This window comes from Bacterioplanoides sp. (genome assembly GCF_965219715.1).
Classification (GTDB): Bacteria; Pseudomonadota; Gammaproteobacteria; order Pseudomonadales; family Oceanobacteraceae; genus Bacterioplanoides.
Map to the genome: position 1 here is coordinate 2,103,021 of NZ_OZ244785.1, position 20,905 is coordinate 2,123,925.

Consider the following 20,905-nt stretch of genomic DNA (forward strand, 5'->3'; position numbering starts at 1 on the left):
CATAGAAACGGGTTCCCCCCCCATCCCACCACACAAAGAACCCTCGACGTGAAAACGTCGGTTTTTTTTTATTGGCTAACCAAAAGCGACAAAACACACCGTCCCCCAGAGTCAAAACTTCCGTCCCCTCTGGTCAATCTTTCTCTGGTACCCTGCCGTAAGCTGTGAAGCAATAAGAATAACCGCAAGGACTGTCATTATGGCTAACGTGCCCTCCTCCAATGTTCTGACCTCAGACGTGTTAGTGGTCGGCGGTGGTATCGCCGGAATTGTTACCTCATTAGAACTGCTGCGCGCCGGCAAAAGTGTCACTCTGGTCGATCGTGATACTCCCGAGCGTCTCGGTGGTTTAGCGTTATGGGCCTTTGGCGGTATGGCCTTAGTTCGCACGCCGCTGCAAAAGAAAATGGGCATTCCCGATAACCCGGAACGGGCGCTGCGCGACTGGATCCGTTTTGGCGAGCTGGACGAAAGCGACGAGCATTCATTAGCCTGGGCCAAATACTATGTTGAAAACTCCTGCAGCGAAGTCCATGACTGGCTGAGCAAAGAAGGCATTAAATTCGCACCAGCTGTTAACTGGGTGGAACGTGGCTTAAACGGTGATGGCAATAGTGTGCCGCGCTACCACGTCGTCTGGGGGACGTCGCGTGAACTAACCCGCACCATGATTGCTGCCATGCACGCAGCCAATAAAGATGGCAAATTAACCTTACTGCATAACCACAGCATCACCAGCCTGATTAAAGAAGGCAATACCGTAACCGGCGCCACTGGTACCAACGATGCCACTGGAGAAAACATCGAATTTCGTGCCGGTACCGTGGTTCTGGCGACTGGTGGTATTAACGGTGGCCACGATGAAGTGCGCAGAAACTGGCCAGCGGAGCGCGCCATCCCAGACACCATGTTAAACGGCGCTCACCCTTTTGCGGATGGCAACATGCACCGCGAAGTAGAAAGTCGCTTAGGTGGTCATATCGTTAATGCCGGTGAAATGTGGAATTACGCTGCCGGCTTCCCTCACCCTTATCCACATTTTTCCGGGCATGGCTTATCCACCATTCCATGTAAATCGGCACTGTGGTTAAACCATAAAGGTGAGCGTATTGGGCCTGAACCTATGGTTACCGGTTTTGATACCCATATTTTATGTCAGCGTGTTGCCGAGCAGGAAAAACCCTGGAGCTGGCATTTACTGAACTGGCGTATCGCGGCCAAAGAATTTGCCATTTCCGGCGCGGAGCACAATCAGCGTATCCGCGATAAACAATTCCTGATGTTCCTGAAAGAAACATTACTCGGTAATCATCGCTTGATTAAACAGATGGCGGCCGAAAGTGATGATTTTCTGGTAGCGGATACACTCGAAGAGCTGGCGCAAAAGATGAATGCATTAACCTGCACTCACGATGTCAGCGCAGAACAACTGCAACAAACAGCGGATGACTTCGATGCCAACTTCGTTAAAGGGAACCAATTAGAAAATGACGACCAGATTCGTCGTATTTTACATGCACGCCAGTGGGGACCGGATAAATTACGCACCTGTAAACCAGCACCACTGCAAAAACCCGGCGCAGGCCCATACATCGCTATTCGAATGCAATTAATTACCCGTAAAAGTCTGGGCGGATTACGCACCGATCTTGATTGCAAAGTACTGGGTAACGACAACCATCCGGTGAACGGTTTGTACTGCGTTGGTGAAGCCGCAGGCTTTGGTGGTGGAGGCTCAAACGGTAAGCGCTCTCTCGAAGGCACCTTCCTGCCGGGCTGCATTTTAACAGCACGAGCGGCAGCCCGATCGATTAACGGCCATAGCTGACCAACAGAACTTAAAAATAAAAACGGTTGCTGACAGCAGCGACTCAGCAGAAATTTTCTGGAGAAAAATAATGAGCAAAAAGATGAACGGCGCACAGGCACTGATGAAAACCCTGGTCGATGCCGGTGTGGAAGTCTGCTTCAGTAACCCGGGCACCAGTGAAATGCATTTTGTTGCGGCACTCGATAGCGAGCCGAAAATGCGCGCGGTATTAGCTTTGTTTGAAGGTGTGGCAACCGGTGCTGCCGATGGTTACGCCCGTATGGCAGGCAAACCCGCTGCAACCTTATTACATCTTGGCTGTGGTCTGGGGAATGGTCTGGCAAACCTGCACAATGCCCGTAAAGGTAAAGTGCCAATGATTAATATTGTTGGTGACCATGCAACCTACCACGTTAAATACGATGCGCAATTACAGTCGGATATCGAAACCGTCGCCCGTAACGTATCACCGGAGTTCGTGCGCACATCACAAAGCACAGATGAACTGTGCAGTGACGCAGCCAATGCATTAACAGCGGCACAAACCTTCCCGAATAAAATTTCGACCCTGATTCTGCCTGCGGATGTGTCCTGGGGCGAAGGTGCTAAGCCTGCCACCGTACCCACTATTCCTGCGGCACCAGTTGCCGACGACGCAATTATTGAAGAAATTGCCAAAGCCATTAAGTCTGGTAAAAAGACAGCGATGTTATTAGGCGGTCGTGCCTTACGTGAGCCGAGCCTGATCGAAGCGGCCAAAGTCGCTGCCAAACATGGCGTGAAATTATTTGCGGAAACTTTCCCAACCCGTATCGAACGTGGTGCAGGTTTACCACCGGTTGAACGAATTGCTTATCTGGCTGAACTGGTTGGCGTACAACTGGCAGATATTAAGAATCTGATCACCGTTGATGCTAAACCTCCGGTTTCATTCTTTGCTTACCCTGGCAAGAAGAGCTATCTGGTACCGGACGGTTGTAACTTATTTGAACTGGCTTCCGAAGAACAGGATACAAGCAAAAGCCTGAATAAACTGGTGAATGCTCTGGACGCCAATGACACCAAGCCTGCGCTACAGGAAGCCAGCCGCCCTGGTCGTCCTCGTGGTAAATTAACCGCAGAAAAAGTCTGTAAAGCGGTTGGTCACTTTATGCCGGAAGACAGCATCATCGTTGACGAAGCGATTACTTCAGGACTGATGTTAAACGCCATGACGGCTGGTGCTCCACGTCACGACATGATCACCTTAACCGGTGGTGCAATCGGCCAGGGATTACCAAGCTCAATTGGTGCCGCCATCGCTTGTCCGGATCGTCCGGTCATTGCCTTAATTGGTGACGGCACAGCCATGTATACCAATCAGGCGCTATGGACCATGGCGGCAGAGAATCTCAACGTCACCAGCATTATTTTCCATAACGCCTCTTATTCGGTACTAAATATCGAACTGGAACGTGTAGGTGCAGAATCGATCGGCGAAAAAGCCAAGTCGCAGCTGGACCTGAAAGGTGCTCACCTGAATTTTGCCCAGCTGGCTCAGGGGATGGGTGTACACGGTACTCGTGTGACTACCGCAGACGAACTGAATAAAGCACTGAAATACGCATTAAATCACAAAGGTCCAAACCTGATTGAGGTGATGGTTCCGGAATCCCTGAATGGCACCAAACGTAAGGTATTACCATGGGTACTGAAGTCTCTGCCAGGTTTACCATTACCGCTGACCCGCGCACTTAAAAAGAAGATTGCTCCTTAATCTGCACGGATTCTTTGCCTTAAACGAAAAATCCCCGCTTAAATAAGTGGGGATTTTTTATATCAGAAAGGCAGATTAGATAACCATTCACTCCGTTAACGGCAACGGCTTCTCAAAGTAATAGCCCTGGAAATAATCCACTCCGAACTCAATCAGCAGATCAACAATGGCTTTCTCCGACGAGAATTCGGCGACCACCGGAATTTCCAGCGACTTACACAGAGCCACAATCGATTTAACAATCAGGTGGTGCTTTTGATTCTGCAGAATGTCGCGGATTAATGAACCATCTATTTTGATCAGATCAACGTCCATGGTCGCCAGATAATCAAAGTTCGAGTAGCCACTGCCAAAATCATCAATCGCGATCTGGCAATTGAGTGATTTCAGTTCTGCCAGGAAGTTTTTCACAACCGTATCGGAAAAATCCACACCGGAAGATTCCAGTAATTCCAGCGTCAGCTGATCGCCACAACCGCTGTCGCGTACATGTTCTAATAAAATACCGCGTGTGGTTTTATTAAACAGGTCTTCCCGATCCAGATTAATTGAGAAACGCTGACCTGATTTTTTAAAGTAGTTAAATGACTGGCGAATCACTTCGTGGGTCAGCGAGCTGTATATACCCGCCGACTTAGCGTATTCAAGGAAAACAATCGGAGAAACACATTCGTGGCCAGACTGATAGCGCATCAGCACTTCGGTCGAATAACGCTCACCATCCGCAGCAAATATCCCCTGACCATAGATCTGAATCCGACCACGGGAAACCGCACTCTTCAATTTACCCGCCCAATATATCGCATTATTCAGGCGCTGATATTCTTTAGTGCCCTGATGATAAACACCGATACTTTCCTGATCATGATAAGCCGAATTCATTGCCAGGCAGGCATGGCCGTAAGTCTTTTCCGGCAAATTGTTTTCTGCCACGCCAACTTTCGCTGACAGATAGATTTTATTCTCCGCCAGTAAAATTGGTTGCCCAAGAATCTGATCGACAATTTTTCCGCAACTTTCGACAAACGCCTGCTGTTCACAGTCACACTCACAGACCAACGCAAAAGACGACTCCGAAGTGCGATACACGCGGGCAACATTACGGGCGTATTCACCCAGCATCGAAGTCAGATTCTGGATAAAACTTCTGTATTCAATGTCGCCGTAAATTTGCTGAACACCTTCGATTTCAGCAAACGACAATACGGCAACCCAGGCACCCGGGCGGCGACGCAAATCGTCGTTAAACTGCACACGATTGGGTAAACCGGTTTCAGTATCGGTTGTCTGGATCTGGATAATCCGGTCTTTTTCGTAGAGGTCGGTAATATCGTGACGAATAGCGATGTATTCCGTGATTTCGCCACTGCTGTCACGAATCGGCGAAATCGTAGAAGACACATAATAATTAGAACCGTCTTTACGACGATTAAGGATGACACCCTGCCAAACGTTCCCCGAACGTATGGTGCGCCACAAATCAGCAAACACCTCTTTCGGCATTCCCGGGTGATTGACAATATTATGATTCTCTCCCAGCAACTCGTTATGGCTGTAACCCGATACTTCACAAAACATATCGTTCACGTATGTGATGTTTCCGTGGGCATCGGTTTTGGAAACAATGGCACTGACATCAATCGCACGCTTGTGCTGATGCAGCAGGTTGAAACTTTCGCGGAAGGCAATGTCCTGCTCTGAACTTAACGCGGAGACTTCAGCTTTGTGATTGTTATCACCCAGATAGATACGCGGCTTAAGCAGCCTCGCGTGCAACGTTTTGTTTTCCAGTAACCGCAACTCAACCCGACAGATGAACAAACTGCCGGTAAGCATGGTGTGCACCCAATCGAATTCGCGATGACCCAGCTCGAAACATTCAGTGAGATAACGGTTAGCCAGCTCACGCGATACTTCACCGCTGACCTGATACTCCGGAGACAATTGAGATGGGTGCTTACCACAGAGGTCGTCTTTGGACGACGCCTCAAACAGGGTTACGTATGCCTGATTGCAGTCCAGCAAAGCACGATCACTGAGGATGGCTTCGGCGACAGAAGCTTCATCTGATAGAACTGTCGTCACGGGTTTTTCCGCCATTGCAATCTTCTAATCCGACAACCTTTACAACTACCTGCGGTGAACATGTAAACAAACCGAACAGGCAAACTCGGCTTAAGTCTAGGATACTTCCACCGAATGGCCAGTCTGCCTGACAGTAATGTCCCTGAATTTCAAAGGGTTTTCTGCAATTTTCGACTAAGGTGTAAACCAATCAGGCACCAACAAAGCGTTTATCGGTTGATAGCAAGACCCACGGTAGTTTTTCAGCATAAGCGCAAAAAGTTCAGTACACTTTAGCTATCGCAATAATCATTCGTGTACACATTATGGCCAAACCATCCGATAACCCGTTAGCTCTCGACAACCAACTGTGCTTTGCGCTGTATTCCACTTCGCTGGCGATGACACAGATGTACAAAGAGCTACTGGCACCAGTCGGCCTGACTTACCCGCAGTACACCATCATGATGATTTTGTGGGAAAATGACGGCGTACAACTGAAACACATCGCTGATCGTCTCGGCCAGAAGTCCGGATCATTAACCCCTGTAATCAAGCGTATGGAAACCGATGGCCTGATTCAGCGCGTACGTGGCAAAGAAGATGATCGCTCATTGAGTATCGAGCTGACAGCTGTGGGAAAGAAGCTGCGCCAGAAATGCCTCAAAATTAACCAGTGTATTGTCGAAGCCTGTGACCTGCCCGTCCATGACCTGGCTGACTTACGTGACAACCTGAACAAGCTGAAAGAAAATTTAGCGCAATAGTGCTTGCACAAAAATAGTTATCGCGATAACTTAATATTCATTCCGGCGCCATTGCTCAGTTTGAGCTGGCGCCTTTATTTGAACCATATAGTTATCGCAATAACAATTATCGATAAAACAAAGGTGATCCCATGCAAGCTATCTACAAAACCACAATGACTTCAACCGGCGGTCGCAGCGGCAGCTCTGTGTCTGAAGACGGTAACTTCGAACTGGATCTGAGCACACCAAAAGAGCTGGGCGGCGCTGGCGGTGAAGGCACCAATCCAGAGCAACTGTTTGCCGCGGGTTATTCAGCATGTTACATCGGTGCTCTGCAATTTGTTGCCTCACAACAAAAGCTGAAATTACCAGCCGACATGAACGTCACGGCCACCATCGGTATTGGCGAAAACCCACGTGGTACTGGCTTTAATATCAGCGCAGATCTGATTGTTAAATTACCGGGTATGGACAAAGCCGCAGCAGAAAAACTGGCAGAAGATGCTCACCAGGTTTGCCCATACTCAAATGCAACCCGTGGCAATATCGATGCTTCGACAGAAGTGATTGTCTAACTCGGCGATCAGCAACGGCTGATTAAATAGCGGAGAAACAGCAAACCAGATGTCGAATAAAATCACATCTGGTTTTCTGTACACAGAGCTCTGCTTCCTATCCAAGAGTCCAAAGCCCGGAACTTAAGACTCAAAGTCGTCTAAGTAGTCTTTTGGCGGAGGCGTCCAGCCACGCTCACCCGAGCTGTGTTTATCTTCCCGATCATGACGCATAGCCGACAGAATTTTGCCTTCCATCTGCATAAATAACGAACGATAGTGATCGTTAAATTCACGCTCTTCGCCTTCATGGCGCCAACTGTTAAACAACTCGTCAAAGTGTTTGCTTTCCAGGCGACAAAAGTTTTGTTTGGTTTGCTCCGCCTGAAACGGATGTTGACCCAGACGCTGCAGCACTTCACCACCGAGCTGGAGTGCGGATTTATAGGTTTCACTGATGACGTAATCGGCGCCAGCATCCAACAGCTCGTAATGATGGCCACGGTCATAAGCACGGGCGAGAATACCGACGTGTGGGAACTCATGTTTCACTTGTTTTACCAGCTCCAGAGCCCGGTCTTTATCATCTATCGCAACCACCAGTAATTCAGCGTCTTCTATTCCTGCCGCATGTAATAAATCCGTACGACTGGCGTCACCATAAAAGCTTTTGATATTGATGGAACGCAGTCGATCAACCTGTGCCGCCTGGTGATCAAGCACCACAGTCGGAACACCATTGGCTACCAATAGTCGATTCACGATCTGACCAAAACGTCCGATCCCGGCAATAATCACACTGCCCTGCTCATCAATGTCATCCATATCGCGCTGCTGTTGCTGCTGTTCGTAACGCGGAAAGATCACCTTTTCCAGAACAATAAACAACGCCGGCGTCAGGAACATGGATAACGCAACCACCAGAGATAACAGCTGAGCTAACTCGGTGGGTAATACGCTATGGCTAACTGCGTAGGTCAGTAACACAAAACCAAATTCACCCGCCTGGGCCAGACTTAAGGTAAATAACCAGCGATCTCCGGCATGCACCTTAAATATCAGTGCGAGAACAAATAACACCGCCGCTTTTAACAGCATCAAACCCAGCGTCAACGCAATGATGGTGGTGAAATTGTCGCCCAACACGGTGAAGTTCACCCCGGCGCCCACGGTGATAAAAAACAGCCCCAGCAATAAACCTTTAAACGGTTCAATATTGGCTTCTAATTCATGGCGGAATTCACTGTTGGATAACACCACACCCGCAAGGAAGGTTCCGAGTGCGGGAGATAAACCCACCAGCCCCATTAGCGCTGCAATGCCAATCACCAGCATTAATGCCGCCGCAATAAAAGCTTCACGCAATCCGGAATCAGCCACATAACGGAACAGTGGACGACTTAAATAATGGCCTGCCAGCACTAAGCCAACAATGGTGCCTAACACCACCAAACCCGTTGCCCACCCAGGTAAGTGTGCCACTAAACTGATTTCTTCATGATGGTCTGCGGTCGCTGAACCAACCGACTGCAACTCAGGCAGAGCTAATAGCGGCATTAATGCCAACATCGGAATAACCGCAATATCCTGAAATAGCAGTACCGAAAAAGCACTGTTACCGCCTTCGGTTTTTGTCAGGCCTTTTTCATTAAAGGTCTGCAAAACAATGGCAGTGGAAGACAAGGAAAAAATCAGACCAATGGCCAGCGCAATGGTCCATCCTTGTTCCAATAACAGCGCAATACCGGTTACCGCCAGTGTCGTTAAGCCAACCTGTAAACCACCTAAACCCAATAATTTGTGGCGCATTTGCCATAACATCGCAGGCTGCAATTCCAGACCCACCAGAAATAACATCATCACCACACCAAACTCAGCAAAGTGCTGAATGGTATTAGTCTCTTGCCCGACGAGGCCGGTTACCGGGCCAATAATAACGCCGGCAATTAAATACCCGAGCACTGAACCTAAACCCAGGCGCTTGGCCAATGGCACCATCACCACCGCGGCAAACAGGAAAATAAAGGCCTGAATAAAATACCCCGTCATTATTTGGCTCCTGAAGCGGTTTGTGCGGTTGTTTCAATATGCTGATCAATAAAGTGAATCAGGTCACTGTGATCCTTAATGCTCTGGTTTTCTAAAACATTTGTTTTTAACAAAGTCAGCAGCGTTTGCCAGCGTTGAATATGTTGTGGAATCCGCCCTTCTTCAACCGCAGTACGAGCACCAAATAACGCCAGTGGTGGCTGGTAATGCATGCCAGTTAAACTGGCCATCTGTTCCAGCGGTCGCAATAAGTCTTCAATTGGATAGTGGTTATACCCTTCAGTCTGGTAGGCCTTCTCCGCACCACCGGCACTGACAGCACAGATAAATTGTTTGCCGTATAATGCATTGCCGTCATGACCGTAAGCAAAACCGTATTCCAACACCAGATCCTGCCATTCTTTTAAGATGGAAGGCGTCGAGTACCAATACAAAGGGAAGTGAAACACCACCACATCGTGTTCCCGTAAACGTTGCTGCTCACGCTCAATATCAATCTGATACGTTGGATATTGCTGATACAAATCGACCAGGGTGACATCCGCAATATCACCGGCAGAATCAAACATCGGCTGATTCACTTCCGATCGGTGTTGCGACGGATGGGCATACAGCACCAATACCTTACGGCTCATAACACTTCCTCAGGGCAGAGTAGACAAGTAATAGTAGGAAAGTAACAGGGGTCTATTCAAGCAGATTTAGCGGCAGAAATTCATTCTGATTATTGGAATGAATTATCGGTTAAAAAGCACTGTTCAATCGGGTCTGAATACTCACAGCAGCCGGGCTACTGTGAGTATTGTTGTCTGAGTTAGCTTAATTCACTAACGTTCTGATTTATTGCTCAAATTTAGCCAGGTGAATATCAATACCACCAGGCCCACCAGATACCGAAGTCGCAACAAACATTTGGTTGCCATCAACAACCAAACTGCCTGAAGTGAAGGTACCGGCATATTCGGTTCGGTTAGTCGCGATAACGTCGCCTTTATCGTTCAGCAATGCGCTTTTACCCGCACCGGTAATGGCAATATTGCCATTAGCCAAACGCCCCATGGCATGAATTGGCCCCTGAGAATCCTCAAAGCGCCATTTCTGCTCACCGCTAACCGTCAGGCTAATTACCGTTCGCTCGCTGGTATCTGACAGTGCCACCCAATACTGGTTATTACTGATCACGATGCCTGGACTACCGGTAACTTTATTTGCCTCACCCACGGCAATCGATTTTTTCCAGTTTTTCTCACCGAATAATGAATAACTGCTGATATACTGCTTGCCAGCATTCAGATCCGACTGCGCCAGTAAAATCGCATTGTTGTATTCATCCAGTTCGATATTAACGCGGTAGCTCAGACCGGAACTATCGGTGGTTTGTGTCCACAATAATTCACCACTACTGCTGTACTGGCTGACTCCAGAACGACCAGCAACGTAGATATTACCCAGCTTATCCACTTCAACATCCCAGTTGCGTTGGGCGTGATTAATACTGAACAGGATATCGCCATCAAGCGATAATTTCTGTGTCGCGTAACCAGTGACAAAAAGCGCATTATCCTTCAGCTCAATATCGAAACTGTCTTCATCTGCACTGAGTTTCTGTTGCCAGATCAGGTCGCCGTCCTGATTGGTTTTGATTATAAAAGAAGAGTATTCCGTATTCCCGTTTACGCCTTCAACTGTCTGACCTAACGCGTAAATATTGCCATCATTATCGGTGACAACATCAACCACTGAATCGTCAGAGCTGGAAGCCTGAGGGTTGGATTTCAGATCAAAGGTTTTATCCCAAATCTTATTTCCGTTTTGATCGAATTTCGCTAACAACGAATTCTGATTACGATTTGCGCCACTGACAACAACACTGCCAGCAAGGATCAGATCAGAATTATTATCAGCAACAACGTGGCTCAACCATTCGATATTATTTTTATTATCCGAGGTCGAAAAGTACGTTTCCCATTCTGGCTTAACTTCTTGCCCACAAGCGGTGATTAAAACAGGGCTTGCTAACAAAGCTAATTTCGTACGATTCGCCATTTTTAAATTACTCCATGTAATGAATTTAACGCCAGATGCCTGGCGCGGCGCATCATAGCCTAATCATCTCAAAAGCCACAGCCGGAAAACCGGTAACCGTCGGATATACCCTACACTCCAGACATTGTTATCAGTACAGCTACTTGCTCCTGACCATTGCGATTCTCTCGATACAACCACCCTCAATCATTCTATTTTATAGAACAATAAGCTCACTTATTTGCTATATTCATTCTACGAGACATGGATAAACTGATACCAATTCATCTTTAACCAGTCAGACGAGGCTCCTATGGGACTGCTAGTAAACGGCCAATGGCACGACAAATGGTATGAAACCAAAGAATCCGGCGGTAACTTCCAGCGCGAAGCGGCTCAGTTACGCAACTGGGTTACTCCTGACGGCGAAGCCGGTCCAAGCGGTGAGGCGGGCTTCAAAGCAGAATCCGGTCGTTACCACTTATATGTTTCACTGGCTTGTCCCTGGGCGCATCGCACCCTGATTTTCCGCAAACTGAAACAACTGGAAGCGCATATCAGCGTGTCGGTTGTCAGCCCGGATATGTTGGATCAGGGTTGGACTTTTGAGCAGCTCGCAGAAGACTCAGCCAAAGGTCAGACTCCGTCGCAAGGCAGCACGGGTGATGCATTATTTAATTCCGACTACATGCATCAGATCTATAGCCGTAACAAGGCTGACTACACCGGCCGGGTGACAGTACCGGTATTGTGGGATAAACAGCAGAATCGTATCGTCAGCAACGAATCGTCGGAAATTATCCGTATGTTTAATTCGGCGTTTAACGACCTGACCGGTGATAGTCATGACTTCTATCCAGCAGCATTACGTACTGACATCGATGCACTGAATGAGCTGGTTTACGACAATATTAATAACGGCGTGTACCGTTGTGGCTTTGCCACTACCCAGGCAGCTTACGAAAGTGCTTACCACAAATTGTTTGCAGCACTGGATCAGGTGGAAGATATTCTCAGCAAGCAACGTTATCTTGCGGGAAACCAGATTAGCGAGGCAGACTGGCGCTTGTTCACGACATTAATTCGTTTTGATGCGGTGTATCACGGCCACTTCAAAACCAATCGCCAGCGACTGGAAGACTATCCGCATATTTCCAATTATGTGCGTGAACTCTATCAGTGGGCAGGCGTGGCTGAGACGGTGGACTTTTATCACATCAAGCGCCATTACTACTTCAGCCATACCATGATTAATCCGACCCAGGTGGTACCGGTAGGCCCGGAGATTAATTATCTGTCGCCACACAACCGAGCCGAACTTTTTCCGCTTTAATTCCCTATAGTGTTTTCAGGTAGCTTTAAAATGCAAAAAACCACACTCGAACAGTGGCGCATGTTCAAAGCCGTCGTCGATGCAGGCGGCTTTAATCAGGCAGCCAATAAAGTGCACAAAAGCCAGTCGAGTATTCACCACGCGGTGAGTAAACTGGAAGAAGCACTGGCAGTTAAACTGTTTGAGGTCGAAGGCCGGAAAACCGTATTAACCGAAGCCGGAAAGCTGTTGTTGCGTCGGGGCGAATATTTACTCGATGAAGTATCGCGTATTGAAGCGGTTGCGGCGTCGGTCAGCTCCGGGGTGGAATCAGAACTTCGTATTGCCGTCGACGGAGCTTTTCCACAAACTATTGTGTATTGTGCATTAGAGAAAGTTTCGTCGTTATTTCCACAGATCCGTATCGATATCATCGACACTGTACTGTCCGGCACCAATGAACTCATTCAGAATCGCGAAGCCGACATCGGCTTATCCGGCTTTCAGATGCCGTCCGGCCTCAACGAAGAAATCTGTACCTTAGAGTTTGTTGCCGTTGCTCATAAAGATCACCCGCTGCATCAGTTTGACCGCCAGCTCAGCTATGAAGATTTAAAATCGTACCGTCAGATTATTACCCGCGACTCCGCCAGTGAAAACAAACGATCGTCCGGCTGGCAAGGCTCTGAACAACGCTGGACCGTAGGAAGTTTGCGCGCTTCATTCGATTTAATCAGCCAGAATCTGGGCTTTGCCTGGCTGCCCTTTCCACTGGTTAAAGACGCCTTAGAACAGGGTTTATTAAAACGTTTGCCATTAAGCGAAGGTTCTTTTCGCAGCACCAGTTTTTATCTGAATTATCAGGACAAGGACAAAGTAGGCCCGGCGGCCCGTGAATTTATTGGTGAGCTGCGGTTATTAACTCTGGATATGCCAACATCTGAGGATTAACCGCGGAATTTTTATCAATCGAAAATAGCGAATACTAGTGCCTGTTCTTTGCGATTTTTTATCTGCACTGATGCCAATAACATAAACATTATCGATTCAGTGAGGTATTTATTATGTTGTATTTTCGTCCGGGTAACGAACGTGGCCGTGCAAACTTTGGCTGGCTAGACAGCCGTCACTCGTTTTCTTTTGGCCATTATTACGACCCCAAACATATGGGATTTTCCGCACTGCGCGTGATTAACGACGACATCGTAGCGCCAGGTGCGGGTTTCGATACTCACGGCCACCGCGATATGGAAATCATTTCCTACGTTTTAGAAGGTACGATCGAACACAAAGACAGTATGGGACACAGCTATGTAGTGCCTGCCGGAGAAGTGCAGAGAATGAGTGCCGGCACCGGTGTTACTCATTCCGAATTTAATCATTCTAAAGAACACAGCCTGCGCTTTCTGCAGATCTGGATTCAACCTAACCAACTCGGCATCACCCCGGGTTACCAGCAACAAAAGATTGAACAGCGAGGAGTACTGACACCTCTGGTAACACCCGATGGTCGTGACGGCTCGTTGTCCATGCAACAAGATGCCAGCCTGTATCGCATCGCATTGGCTGCTGGAGAGTCTCTGCAACTGGATACCAGACAGCGTCCGGGTTACTTTCATCTGATTGAAGGCGCAGTAAACATTAATGATCATCAACTGACCGCCGGTGACGCTCTGGGGGCATTTGAAGAATCACTGCAACTGGAAGCTCACGAGCCACTGGTTGCGTTATGGTTTGATTTACCGGTCAATAATTAACACCAATACATGATTAACCTGGGATGAGTGAAGCTATGTTGAGTACTGACCCACTGTTCTGGCTACTGGCCATTATTGGTGTCATCTTCACCGGAATATCTAAATCCGGACTGGCCGGCGGTGCCGGGGTCGTTGCTGTTCCCTTACTGGCATTGGTTATATCCGTGCCACAGGCAGCCGCACTGATGTTGCCATTGCTGCTGATTATGGATGTGCGCACCATCAGTATGTATCGCCATGCGATTAAAAGTTATCGCTCCATCACTACCATTGTTGTTGCCGGTCTGGTTGGCGTCGTAATCGCTGGCAGCGCCATGGGTTCGCTACCCACTGAAAGTCTTCAACTGATTCTGGCTATTTTGTGCATCAGCTTTGCGTTGTGGAATCAGCTGGCGCCAGTGCTCGCCAAACTGCCAGGGTCTGCCATGATCTGGGGAACATTCGCCGGGATCACCAGCACTCTGTTACATGCTGGAGGGCCGCCAATCAGCATTTATTTTCTGGCGCAAAAACTGGAGAAACAACAATGGTTAGGTCAGGCCGCTATTTTCTTTGCCATGATTAATTTCAGTAAACTGATTCCGTATACATTAAATAACAGTTGGTCAAATGAACTGTTGATCACCAGTGCAGTACTGATTCCTTTTGCCCTGCTGGGTGTCAGCCTTGGCTATCGCATTCAGAAATTAATTTCGCAAGATAATTTTATGCTGATGTGCCGGGGGATGTTATTGATATCTGGTGTGAGCTTACTGATTAAATAGAAAATTATTTTCAGCAAGGCGCTGGCCTGAAATCTCAAAAAGATACAGCGAATATTATGCCCGAAGCATGCCAAAGCTGGGCAATTCGGCTTGATTGTCCCATCCTCATATTGAATACGAATAAAGCACTGGAATAACGCATCACCAACGCTAGAATCAGATATGCTGTGTTTTTATCAATAGAAACCCAAAATGAAAATAACAGGTTTTTGGCTTATTTCGGCGTTGCTTGTTGTCACCAGCAATGTATACGCCACGAGTAAAAACGACCAGAATCAGTACTTTCTGGAACAACTGACTCCTGCCGAAGCAAATTGGGTTAACCAGCGCGAGCCTGTTACTTACACCTACGATCCCGATTGGGCCCCTTTTGAATGGCAATCGGAGTCCGGCATACATACCGGCATTATCTCTGACCTCTATTCGTTGCTCAGTATTAAGACAGGCCTCGAATTTGTCCCGCAGCACACAAAAACCTGGTCCGAAGCGGTTAAGCTGGTTCGCAACGGTAAAGCGGATATGTTCAGCGCCATCACGGTGACCAATGAACGAAAGCAATACCTGAATTTCACCACAAAAGATATCTACAGTTATCCGGCGGTATTGCTCACACAGTTCGATGATAAACAGGTTTACCTGGAGCTGGACAAAGATGCAAAAAACAAACGTATTGCCATCGTTAAAGACAGCGGCCTGGGTGCTTATGTTCGAGAGAGCCATCCCGGACTGAAATTCGTTGAAGTGGATTCGACCCAACAGGGTTTTGAAGCGGTAATCAGTGGTGAAGCTGACTTGTTTGCAATTAACACGGTCAGCGCCCGATATTTTATCGATAAACATTATCGCGGCGAACTGAAGATTGTTACTAAGCTCGATTATATCTACCACTTAAAAATTGCTGTTCACAAAGACAAACCAGCAGAAATTGTTGCTGTTCTGGATAAGGCCCTCGGTGCTATTTCAGAAAAAGAAAAGACCGCCATCTTTAAAAAGTGGACCCGGGTCGAAAAAACGGATGATCTGAACTGGGAAATTATTATCGAAATCTCTGTTGTGTTCCTGATGATTCTGATCTTTATGGGCTGGCATAATTTCAACCTGAAAAGACGAATCAACGAAAAAACACAAGAACTGGATAAGCTCGCCAATACCGACCCACTGACAGGCGCGAACAATCGTCGCAGTCTGGATGTCGACTTCCAGAGTGAAGCCAAACGGGCAAACCGCTATCAACGAAAAATGGCACTGCTCTATATAGATCTGAACAATTTTAAATCCGTTAACGACAACTACGGCCACGACCTTGGTGATTTAATACTGAAATACGTGGCATCCGGCATTATGTCATCACTAAGAGATACCGAGCGATTGTATCGTGTGGGTGGTGATGAATTCTGTATTCTGGTTCCGGAGGTTTCCGGCAAAGAACAGATGACACATCTTGTCAGCCGCCTAGATGACCTGGTGCATCGTATTGGCTATGCCTGTAATCCCGATGTAGATATCGGCTGCAGCATAGGAACGTCCATCTTTCCCGACAATGGTACAAAGCTCAGCATGCTGATGACCGCCGCTGATAAAAATATGTACCAGGATAAACGTCACAATAAAAACCGTGACTGACTAAAACGATGATGAATTAAAAAACACTGGCACCGGGCAAGAATTTGCCCGGTGCCAGGCCATTATTTCGCCGGACGCTTAAAGCGCTTATTAAACTTAGCAATCTGCCCATCTTTCTGCACAGTACGCTGCTTACCGGTATAAAAAGGGTGAGAAGCACTGGACACTTCAACCGTCATATATGGATAGGTTTTCCCCTCATACTCAGCAGTACGATCGGTCTGTACGGTTGAGCCAATAATAAAATACTGATCAACAGTGGTGTCGTGGAACAACACATCGCGATACTCGGGATGAATACCTGGTTTCATAACTTATACCTCTGGTCGAGCGCTTTAAAAACGTTACATTATAACAAATTAGAGTTATTAGCAATGATTCTCAATACCATATTTTTTAGGCCGGGCACCTTTGATAAATTATCGAGGTGCCACTGCTAATGTATCAGTTAAAAATTTCCGTTATTAAAATCTTCAAATGCCTGCATCACTTCAGCCTTGGTATTCATTACAAACGGGCCTCCACGCGCAACCGGCTCGTTCAGCGGCTTACCGGCAACCAACAGAAAACGTGCAGGCTGATCAGAAGCTAACAACTGAACAGACTCCCCTGCCGTAAGCACCCCTAACTGTTTTTCAGCCAGGCTGTGCTCACCGATAGCAACCTGCCCTTCAATAACATAAATAAACGCATTGTGGTCGGTATCAACCGGTTGATGGAATTCAGCTCCGGCTGCCAGCTGTACGTCCAGATAGAGTGGCAATGTATAGTCATTGCTAACCGGACCGCTGGTTCCCAGTGCAGTTGTACCCGATATCACCCGAACCAAACTGCCGTCCTCACGTTGCTCCAGTGGCGTCGACCGGGGTGGAAATTCCTGATACTTGGGCTCCGTCATTTTCGCCGAGGCAGGTAAGTTTACCCACAGCTGAAAGCCTTTTAACAAACCGTTTTCCTGCTCCGGCATTTCCGAATGCAGAATGCCCTTACCGGCTGTCATCCACTGCACACCACCGGGCTCAATTACCCCTTCATGACCAGCACTGTCTTTATGACGCATACGGCCATTCAATAAATAGGTCACGGTTTCAAAACCACGATGTGGATGAGTTGGGAAACCACCAATGTAGTCATCCGGGTTATCACTCTCGAAGGTATCGAGTAATAAAAACGGGTCGAACATATTCAGTTGCGGTGAACCAATAATGCGTGTAAGTCGCACACCGTCGCCATCAGAAGCGGCCATGCCGTTCACAATATGCTGCAGCTGTCGGCTGCCATCAGAATAAGAAGTGGTCATCTGTCTCTCTCCGGCCAGCTATCTGGCCTGCTTGATCATTATGATCACAGAATAAGACCGATGCCGGATGGAAAAAATATCAAAATATCCCAGTGATCGTTCTACTTTGTCGAACGTATATTGTCCTGAATCCACCGCCGGAAAAGTTGACCGCTTTACGACGCCTTTATAAAGTGACGACAACTATCTTCAGATAACCATAAATAACAACAGATAATAAAAACTCAGCAAGGAATCCGGAATGAAAAACACCACTCTGCTGTTCAGCGCGTTGCTGCTGGCGTTTGTCTTTGGCCTGATTCGTGGCCAGTACGCTCAGGTTGGCCATTGGCTGTACGCCAATGTGACTGACCTGGAAGCGTCGCTTTACGGCTTTGAACAAGATCAGGTTGATATCGGTGAGATGTCATTAGCGCTGTACAAAACCCCGGGCGCTGAAGCTAAACCCACCATCGTAATGCTGCACGGTTACAGCGCGGATAAAGACGTGTGGGCACGTTTTGCCAAACATTTTGTTAACGATTATCAGGTGATTATTCCGGATATGGCGGGCCATGGTGACTCACCATATCAACCTGAATGGGACTACAGCATGCCAGCCCAGGCGAAACGTCTCGCAGCCCTGCTGGATAAATTAGATATTCAGCAAGCCCATGTCATTGGTAATTCCATGGGTGGCTTTTTAACCGCTACCTTCGCCATTGATTATCCACAACGTGTGCTGTCAGCCACCATGATCGATCCGGCTGGCGTAATTCCACCACAAGCCAGCGATATGATGAAAATGCTGGAACAAGGCGACAACCCATTCCTGGTAAAAAACCGCACGGAATTCGATGACTTTTACGCCATGACCATGGCCCAACCGCCTTACTTGCCGGATATCGTGCTGGAAGCTATTGGCCAGAGCTATATCGAGCGCCACGATCAGCTGGAAAAAATCTTTCATGATTTCCACTCTTCCGATTACCTGGAAGAAAAGCTTGGCCAGCTAACAGCACCGGCGCTGTTATGGTGGGGAGATAAAGACCGTCTGTTACACGTCAGCTCGGTACCGGTCTGGCAGACGGGCGTAAAACACCTGCAAACCGAAATCTGGCCGGGTATTGGTCATATGCCAATGGTTGAAGAAGCCGCCAGTGCTGCGGAAAAATACCAGGCATTTTTAACCTCAATCGAATAACAACAATAAAAAGAGAAAACGTATGAAACATCTAACCGGAAAAGTTGCGGCAATCACCGGAGCCGGTTCAGGCATCGGTCGGGCAACCGCTGAACTGCTGGCACAAAAAGGCTGTCACCTGGCGATTGCTGATATTAATGAAGCCGGGCTGCAGGAAACAGCCGAAATATTAGGGAAATACCCGATTAAGGTAACCACTCATGTTGTTAACGTGGGTGATGAAAAGGCGGTATACGACTGGGCCGATGAGGTTGAACAACAGCATGGTCAGGTGCATATCATTATGAACAATGCTGGCGTTGCGATCTCCGGCACAGTGGAAGGCATGAGCCTGGAAGAATATCGCTGGATTGTCGATATTAACTTCTGGGGTGTGGTCTACGGCACCAAAGCCTTTTTACCCAAGCTGGAAAAATCCGGCGATGGACATATTGTAAATATTTCCAGTGTGTTTGGTTTAGCCTCGCAACCGTTAATGAGTGGCTACAACGCTACTAAATTTGCCGTGCGTGGTTTTACAGAGTCACTGCGCCAGGATCTGGAAGCTTCAGATTCCTGCGTCAGTTGCACCTGTGTTCATCCTGGAGGTATTAAAACTAACATTGCTAAAGCAGCACGCCACACGGCCAGCAGTGAAAAAGTCTCAGGGATGGATCAGGCGACCGCCACGAAAGAATTTGAGAAGTTCTTTATTAATACACCAGAGAAGGCAGCAAAAACCATTGTAACGGGTATCGAGAAAAATAAGCGTCGGGTATTGATTGGTCCGGATGCCAAAGTCTTCGATTTATTGGTTCGCCTTCTGCCAACCAGCTATCAAAAGATATTTACGGCCGGTGTAAAACTGCAGCGTAAAAAGGCATTAAAATCTGCCTGATTAACACTGACAATCTGAAAAATCAGCGTTATTTATTAGCATTAAAACAGTGCAACGGGATATTTACCCGGTGTACTGCTTAAAATTTCGCCCCAGCATAGCTCATTATTTTTATAATTCTCACCAGAGCATTGCTGACAATCATATTCTTTTCTTAATAAATCAATAGCTTGTAAACGGCTTAATTTTTCTGGCATTGCCATTGCACCCGATTAGTTATCTTTTATCACAACGGAGCAATATTATGGCCTATATAGAACCCAGTGAATTCGTCACCAAGATGGTGGATGCCGGTGAATCGAAATGCTATATGTCGACCAAAGATACCTTTATTCGTGCTTTTATGGCGGGTGCGATTCTAGGTTTAGCCGCAGTATTTGCAATTACGGTAGCAACCAAAACCGGCTCCATTCTGATTGGATCAATTTTATTCCCGGTTGGTTTTATCATGCTTTACCTGATGAAATTTGACCTGTTAACCGGCGTATTTACTCTGGTACCACTGGCCTGGTTGGATAAACGTCCGGGCATTACCGTTGGCCAGATTATGCGTAACTGGGGCTGGGTTTTCCTCGGTAACTTTGCCGGTGCATTAACCACCGCGTTCTTTGTTTCTTTTATTCTGACCTACGGCTACAACACCGATGGTGGTGCACTGGCCGCAAAAGTCGCAACCATAGGTGAATCCCGAACGTTAGGTTATCAGGAGCACGGTGTTGCAGGTTGGTTCACTATTTTTATTCGCGGCATGCTGTGTAACTGGATGGTTTCCATGGGTGTTGTCGGTGCCATGATTTCTACTTCTGCGGGCAGCAAAATGATGGCGATGTGGATGCCGGTTATGCTGTTCTTCTTTATGGGTTTCGAACACTCCATCGTTAACATGTTCCTGTTCCCGTTCTCTATGATTATGGGTGGTGAATTTACCGTTTACGATTACCTGATCTGGAACGAACTGCCTACCGCACTGGGTAACTTGTTTGGTGGTTTATTCCTGGTGGGTTTACCGCTGTATTTAACTCATGTTCGTACCAGTCCAGAGCGTCAGCTGGCTTAATTTTTCAGATGAACATCAGACAAAT

At 47.5% G+C, this 20,905-nt stretch carries 19 protein-coding genes; 12 read left to right on the forward strand and 7 right to left on the reverse strand.

Going from position 1 to position 20,905, the window contains the following annotated elements; translation table 11 throughout:
• The first annotated feature begins 199 nt into the window (after positions 1 to 199).
• Both ACOQOZ_RS10020 and ACOQOZ_RS10025 read left to right on the forward strand, forming a co-directional pair.
• Positions 200 to 1,828, forward strand: coding sequence for an FAD-dependent oxidoreductase (locus ACOQOZ_RS10020; protein WP_420592130.1), 1,629 nt, complete (start codon positions 200 to 202; stop codon positions 1,826 to 1,828).
• A gap of 70 nt (positions 1,829 to 1,898) precedes the next feature.
• Positions 1,899 to 3,566 carry an acetolactate synthase large subunit gene (locus ACOQOZ_RS10025; protein ID WP_420592131.1) on the forward strand — a complete coding sequence of 556 codons (1,668 nt, stop codon included), beginning with the start codon at positions 1,899 to 1,901 and terminating at the stop codon, positions 3,564 to 3,566.
• A gap of 87 nt (positions 3,567 to 3,653) precedes the next feature.
• Here the strand turns inward: ACOQOZ_RS10025 and ACOQOZ_RS10030 are convergent, their stop codons facing one another.
• A complete protein-coding gene (locus tag ACOQOZ_RS10030; protein WP_420592132.1) occupies positions 3,654 to 5,651 on the reverse strand; it encodes an EAL domain-containing protein in 1,998 nt (665 codons plus the stop codon).
• A 305-nt stretch (positions 5,652 to 5,956) separates the two neighbouring features.
• On the opposite strand from ACOQOZ_RS10030, the gene ACOQOZ_RS10035 reads away from it, so the two are divergent.
• Together ACOQOZ_RS10035 and ACOQOZ_RS10040 are read left to right on the forward strand one after the other, a co-directional pair.
• Positions 5,957 to 6,397, forward strand: coding sequence for a MarR family winged helix-turn-helix transcriptional regulator (locus ACOQOZ_RS10035; RefSeq protein ID WP_420592133.1), 441 nt, complete (start codon positions 5,957 to 5,959; stop codon positions 6,395 to 6,397).
• A gap of 131 nt (positions 6,398 to 6,528) precedes the next feature.
• Positions 6,529 to 6,954 carry an organic hydroperoxide resistance protein gene (locus ACOQOZ_RS10040; RefSeq protein ID WP_420592134.1) on the forward strand — a complete coding sequence of 142 codons (426 nt, stop codon included), beginning with the start codon at positions 6,529 to 6,531 and terminating at the stop codon, positions 6,952 to 6,954.
• Positions 6,955 to 7,077: 123 nt separating this feature from the next.
• On the opposite strand, the gene ACOQOZ_RS10045 is transcribed toward ACOQOZ_RS10040, so the two are convergent.
• The 3 genes from ACOQOZ_RS10045 to ACOQOZ_RS10055 form a co-directional block, all read right to left on the reverse strand.
• Positions 7,078 to 8,982, reverse strand: coding sequence for a monovalent cation:proton antiporter-2 (CPA2) family protein (locus ACOQOZ_RS10045; RefSeq protein WP_420592135.1), 1,905 nt, complete (start codon positions 8,980 to 8,982; stop codon positions 7,078 to 7,080).
• A complete protein-coding gene (locus ACOQOZ_RS10050; RefSeq protein WP_420592136.1) occupies positions 8,982 to 9,617 on the reverse strand; it encodes an NAD(P)H-dependent oxidoreductase in 636 nt (211 codons plus the stop codon). The genes ACOQOZ_RS10045 and ACOQOZ_RS10050 overlap by 1 nt, the downstream gene beginning before the upstream one ends.
• Before the next feature lie 205 nt (positions 9,618 to 9,822).
• Complete coding sequence (locus tag ACOQOZ_RS10055) at positions 9,823 to 11,028, reverse strand: hypothetical protein (RefSeq protein ID WP_420592137.1); 1,206 nt, start codon at positions 11,026 to 11,028, stop codon at positions 9,823 to 9,825.
• A gap of 292 nt (positions 11,029 to 11,320) precedes the next feature.
• Here ACOQOZ_RS10055 and ACOQOZ_RS10060 point away from each other — a divergent pair, with 292 nt between their 5' ends.
• The 5 genes from ACOQOZ_RS10060 (at position 11,321) to ACOQOZ_RS10080 (ending at position 16,463) form a co-directional block, all read left to right on the forward strand.
• Entirely contained in the window at positions 11,321 to 12,340 is a 1,020-nt protein-coding gene (locus ACOQOZ_RS10060) for a glutathione S-transferase family protein (protein WP_420592138.1), read from the forward strand.
• 30 nt (positions 12,341 to 12,370) lie between these two features.
• Entirely contained in the window at positions 12,371 to 13,270 is a 900-nt protein-coding gene (locus ACOQOZ_RS10065) for a LysR family transcriptional regulator (RefSeq protein WP_420592139.1), read from the forward strand.
• Positions 13,271 to 13,383: 113 nt separating this feature from the next.
• Entirely contained in the window at positions 13,384 to 14,076 is a 693-nt protein-coding gene (locus tag ACOQOZ_RS10070; protein ID WP_420592140.1) for a pirin family protein, read from the forward strand.
• A gap of 35 nt (positions 14,077 to 14,111) precedes the next feature.
• Positions 14,112 to 14,840, forward strand: a complete 729-nt coding sequence (locus ACOQOZ_RS10075; protein WP_420592141.1) for a sulfite exporter TauE/SafE family protein — start codon at positions 14,112 to 14,114, stop codon at positions 14,838 to 14,840.
• A 192-nt stretch (positions 14,841 to 15,032) separates the two neighbouring features.
• Positions 15,033 to 16,463: a diguanylate cyclase domain-containing protein gene (locus tag ACOQOZ_RS10080; RefSeq protein ID WP_420592142.1), complete on the forward strand. Its 1,431-nt coding sequence runs from the start codon at positions 15,033 to 15,035 to the stop codon at positions 16,461 to 16,463.
• Between the two features lie 62 nt (positions 16,464 to 16,525).
• On the opposite strand, the gene ACOQOZ_RS10085 is transcribed toward ACOQOZ_RS10080, so the two are convergent.
• On the reverse strand, positions 16,526 to 16,774 hold the full coding sequence (locus tag ACOQOZ_RS10085) for a type B 50S ribosomal protein L31 (protein WP_420592143.1): 249 nt from the start codon (positions 16,772 to 16,774) through the stop codon (positions 16,526 to 16,528).
• Between the two features lie 137 nt (positions 16,775 to 16,911).
• On the reverse strand, positions 16,912 to 17,763 hold the full coding sequence (locus ACOQOZ_RS10090; protein WP_420592144.1) for a pirin family protein: 852 nt from the start codon (positions 17,761 to 17,763) through the stop codon (positions 16,912 to 16,914).
• A 241-nt stretch (positions 17,764 to 18,004) separates the two neighbouring features.
• Here ACOQOZ_RS10090 and ACOQOZ_RS10095 point away from each other — a divergent pair, with 241 nt between their 5' ends.
• Both ACOQOZ_RS10095 and ACOQOZ_RS10100 read left to right on the forward strand, forming a co-directional pair.
• Positions 18,005 to 18,946 (forward strand): alpha/beta fold hydrolase, encoded by a 942-nt coding sequence (locus tag ACOQOZ_RS10095; RefSeq protein WP_420592145.1) that lies wholly within the window; start codon positions 18,005 to 18,007, stop codon positions 18,944 to 18,946.
• Between the two features lie 22 nt (positions 18,947 to 18,968).
• Entirely contained in the window at positions 18,969 to 19,823 is an 855-nt protein-coding gene (locus tag ACOQOZ_RS10100) for an SDR family NAD(P)-dependent oxidoreductase (protein WP_420592146.1), read from the forward strand.
• Positions 19,824 to 19,864: 41 nt separating this feature from the next.
• On the opposite strand, the gene ACOQOZ_RS10105 is transcribed toward ACOQOZ_RS10100, so the two are convergent.
• Positions 19,865 to 20,020, reverse strand: a complete 156-nt coding sequence (locus ACOQOZ_RS10105; protein WP_420592147.1) for a hypothetical protein — start codon at positions 20,018 to 20,020, stop codon at positions 19,865 to 19,867.
• Between the two features lie 47 nt (positions 20,021 to 20,067).
• Here ACOQOZ_RS10105 and ACOQOZ_RS10110 point away from each other — a divergent pair, with 47 nt between their 5' ends.
• Positions 20,068 to 20,880 (forward strand): formate/nitrite transporter family protein, encoded by an 813-nt coding sequence (locus ACOQOZ_RS10110; RefSeq protein ID WP_420592148.1) that lies wholly within the window; start codon positions 20,068 to 20,070, stop codon positions 20,878 to 20,880.
• The last annotated feature ends 25 nt before the right edge of the window (positions 20,881 to 20,905 follow it).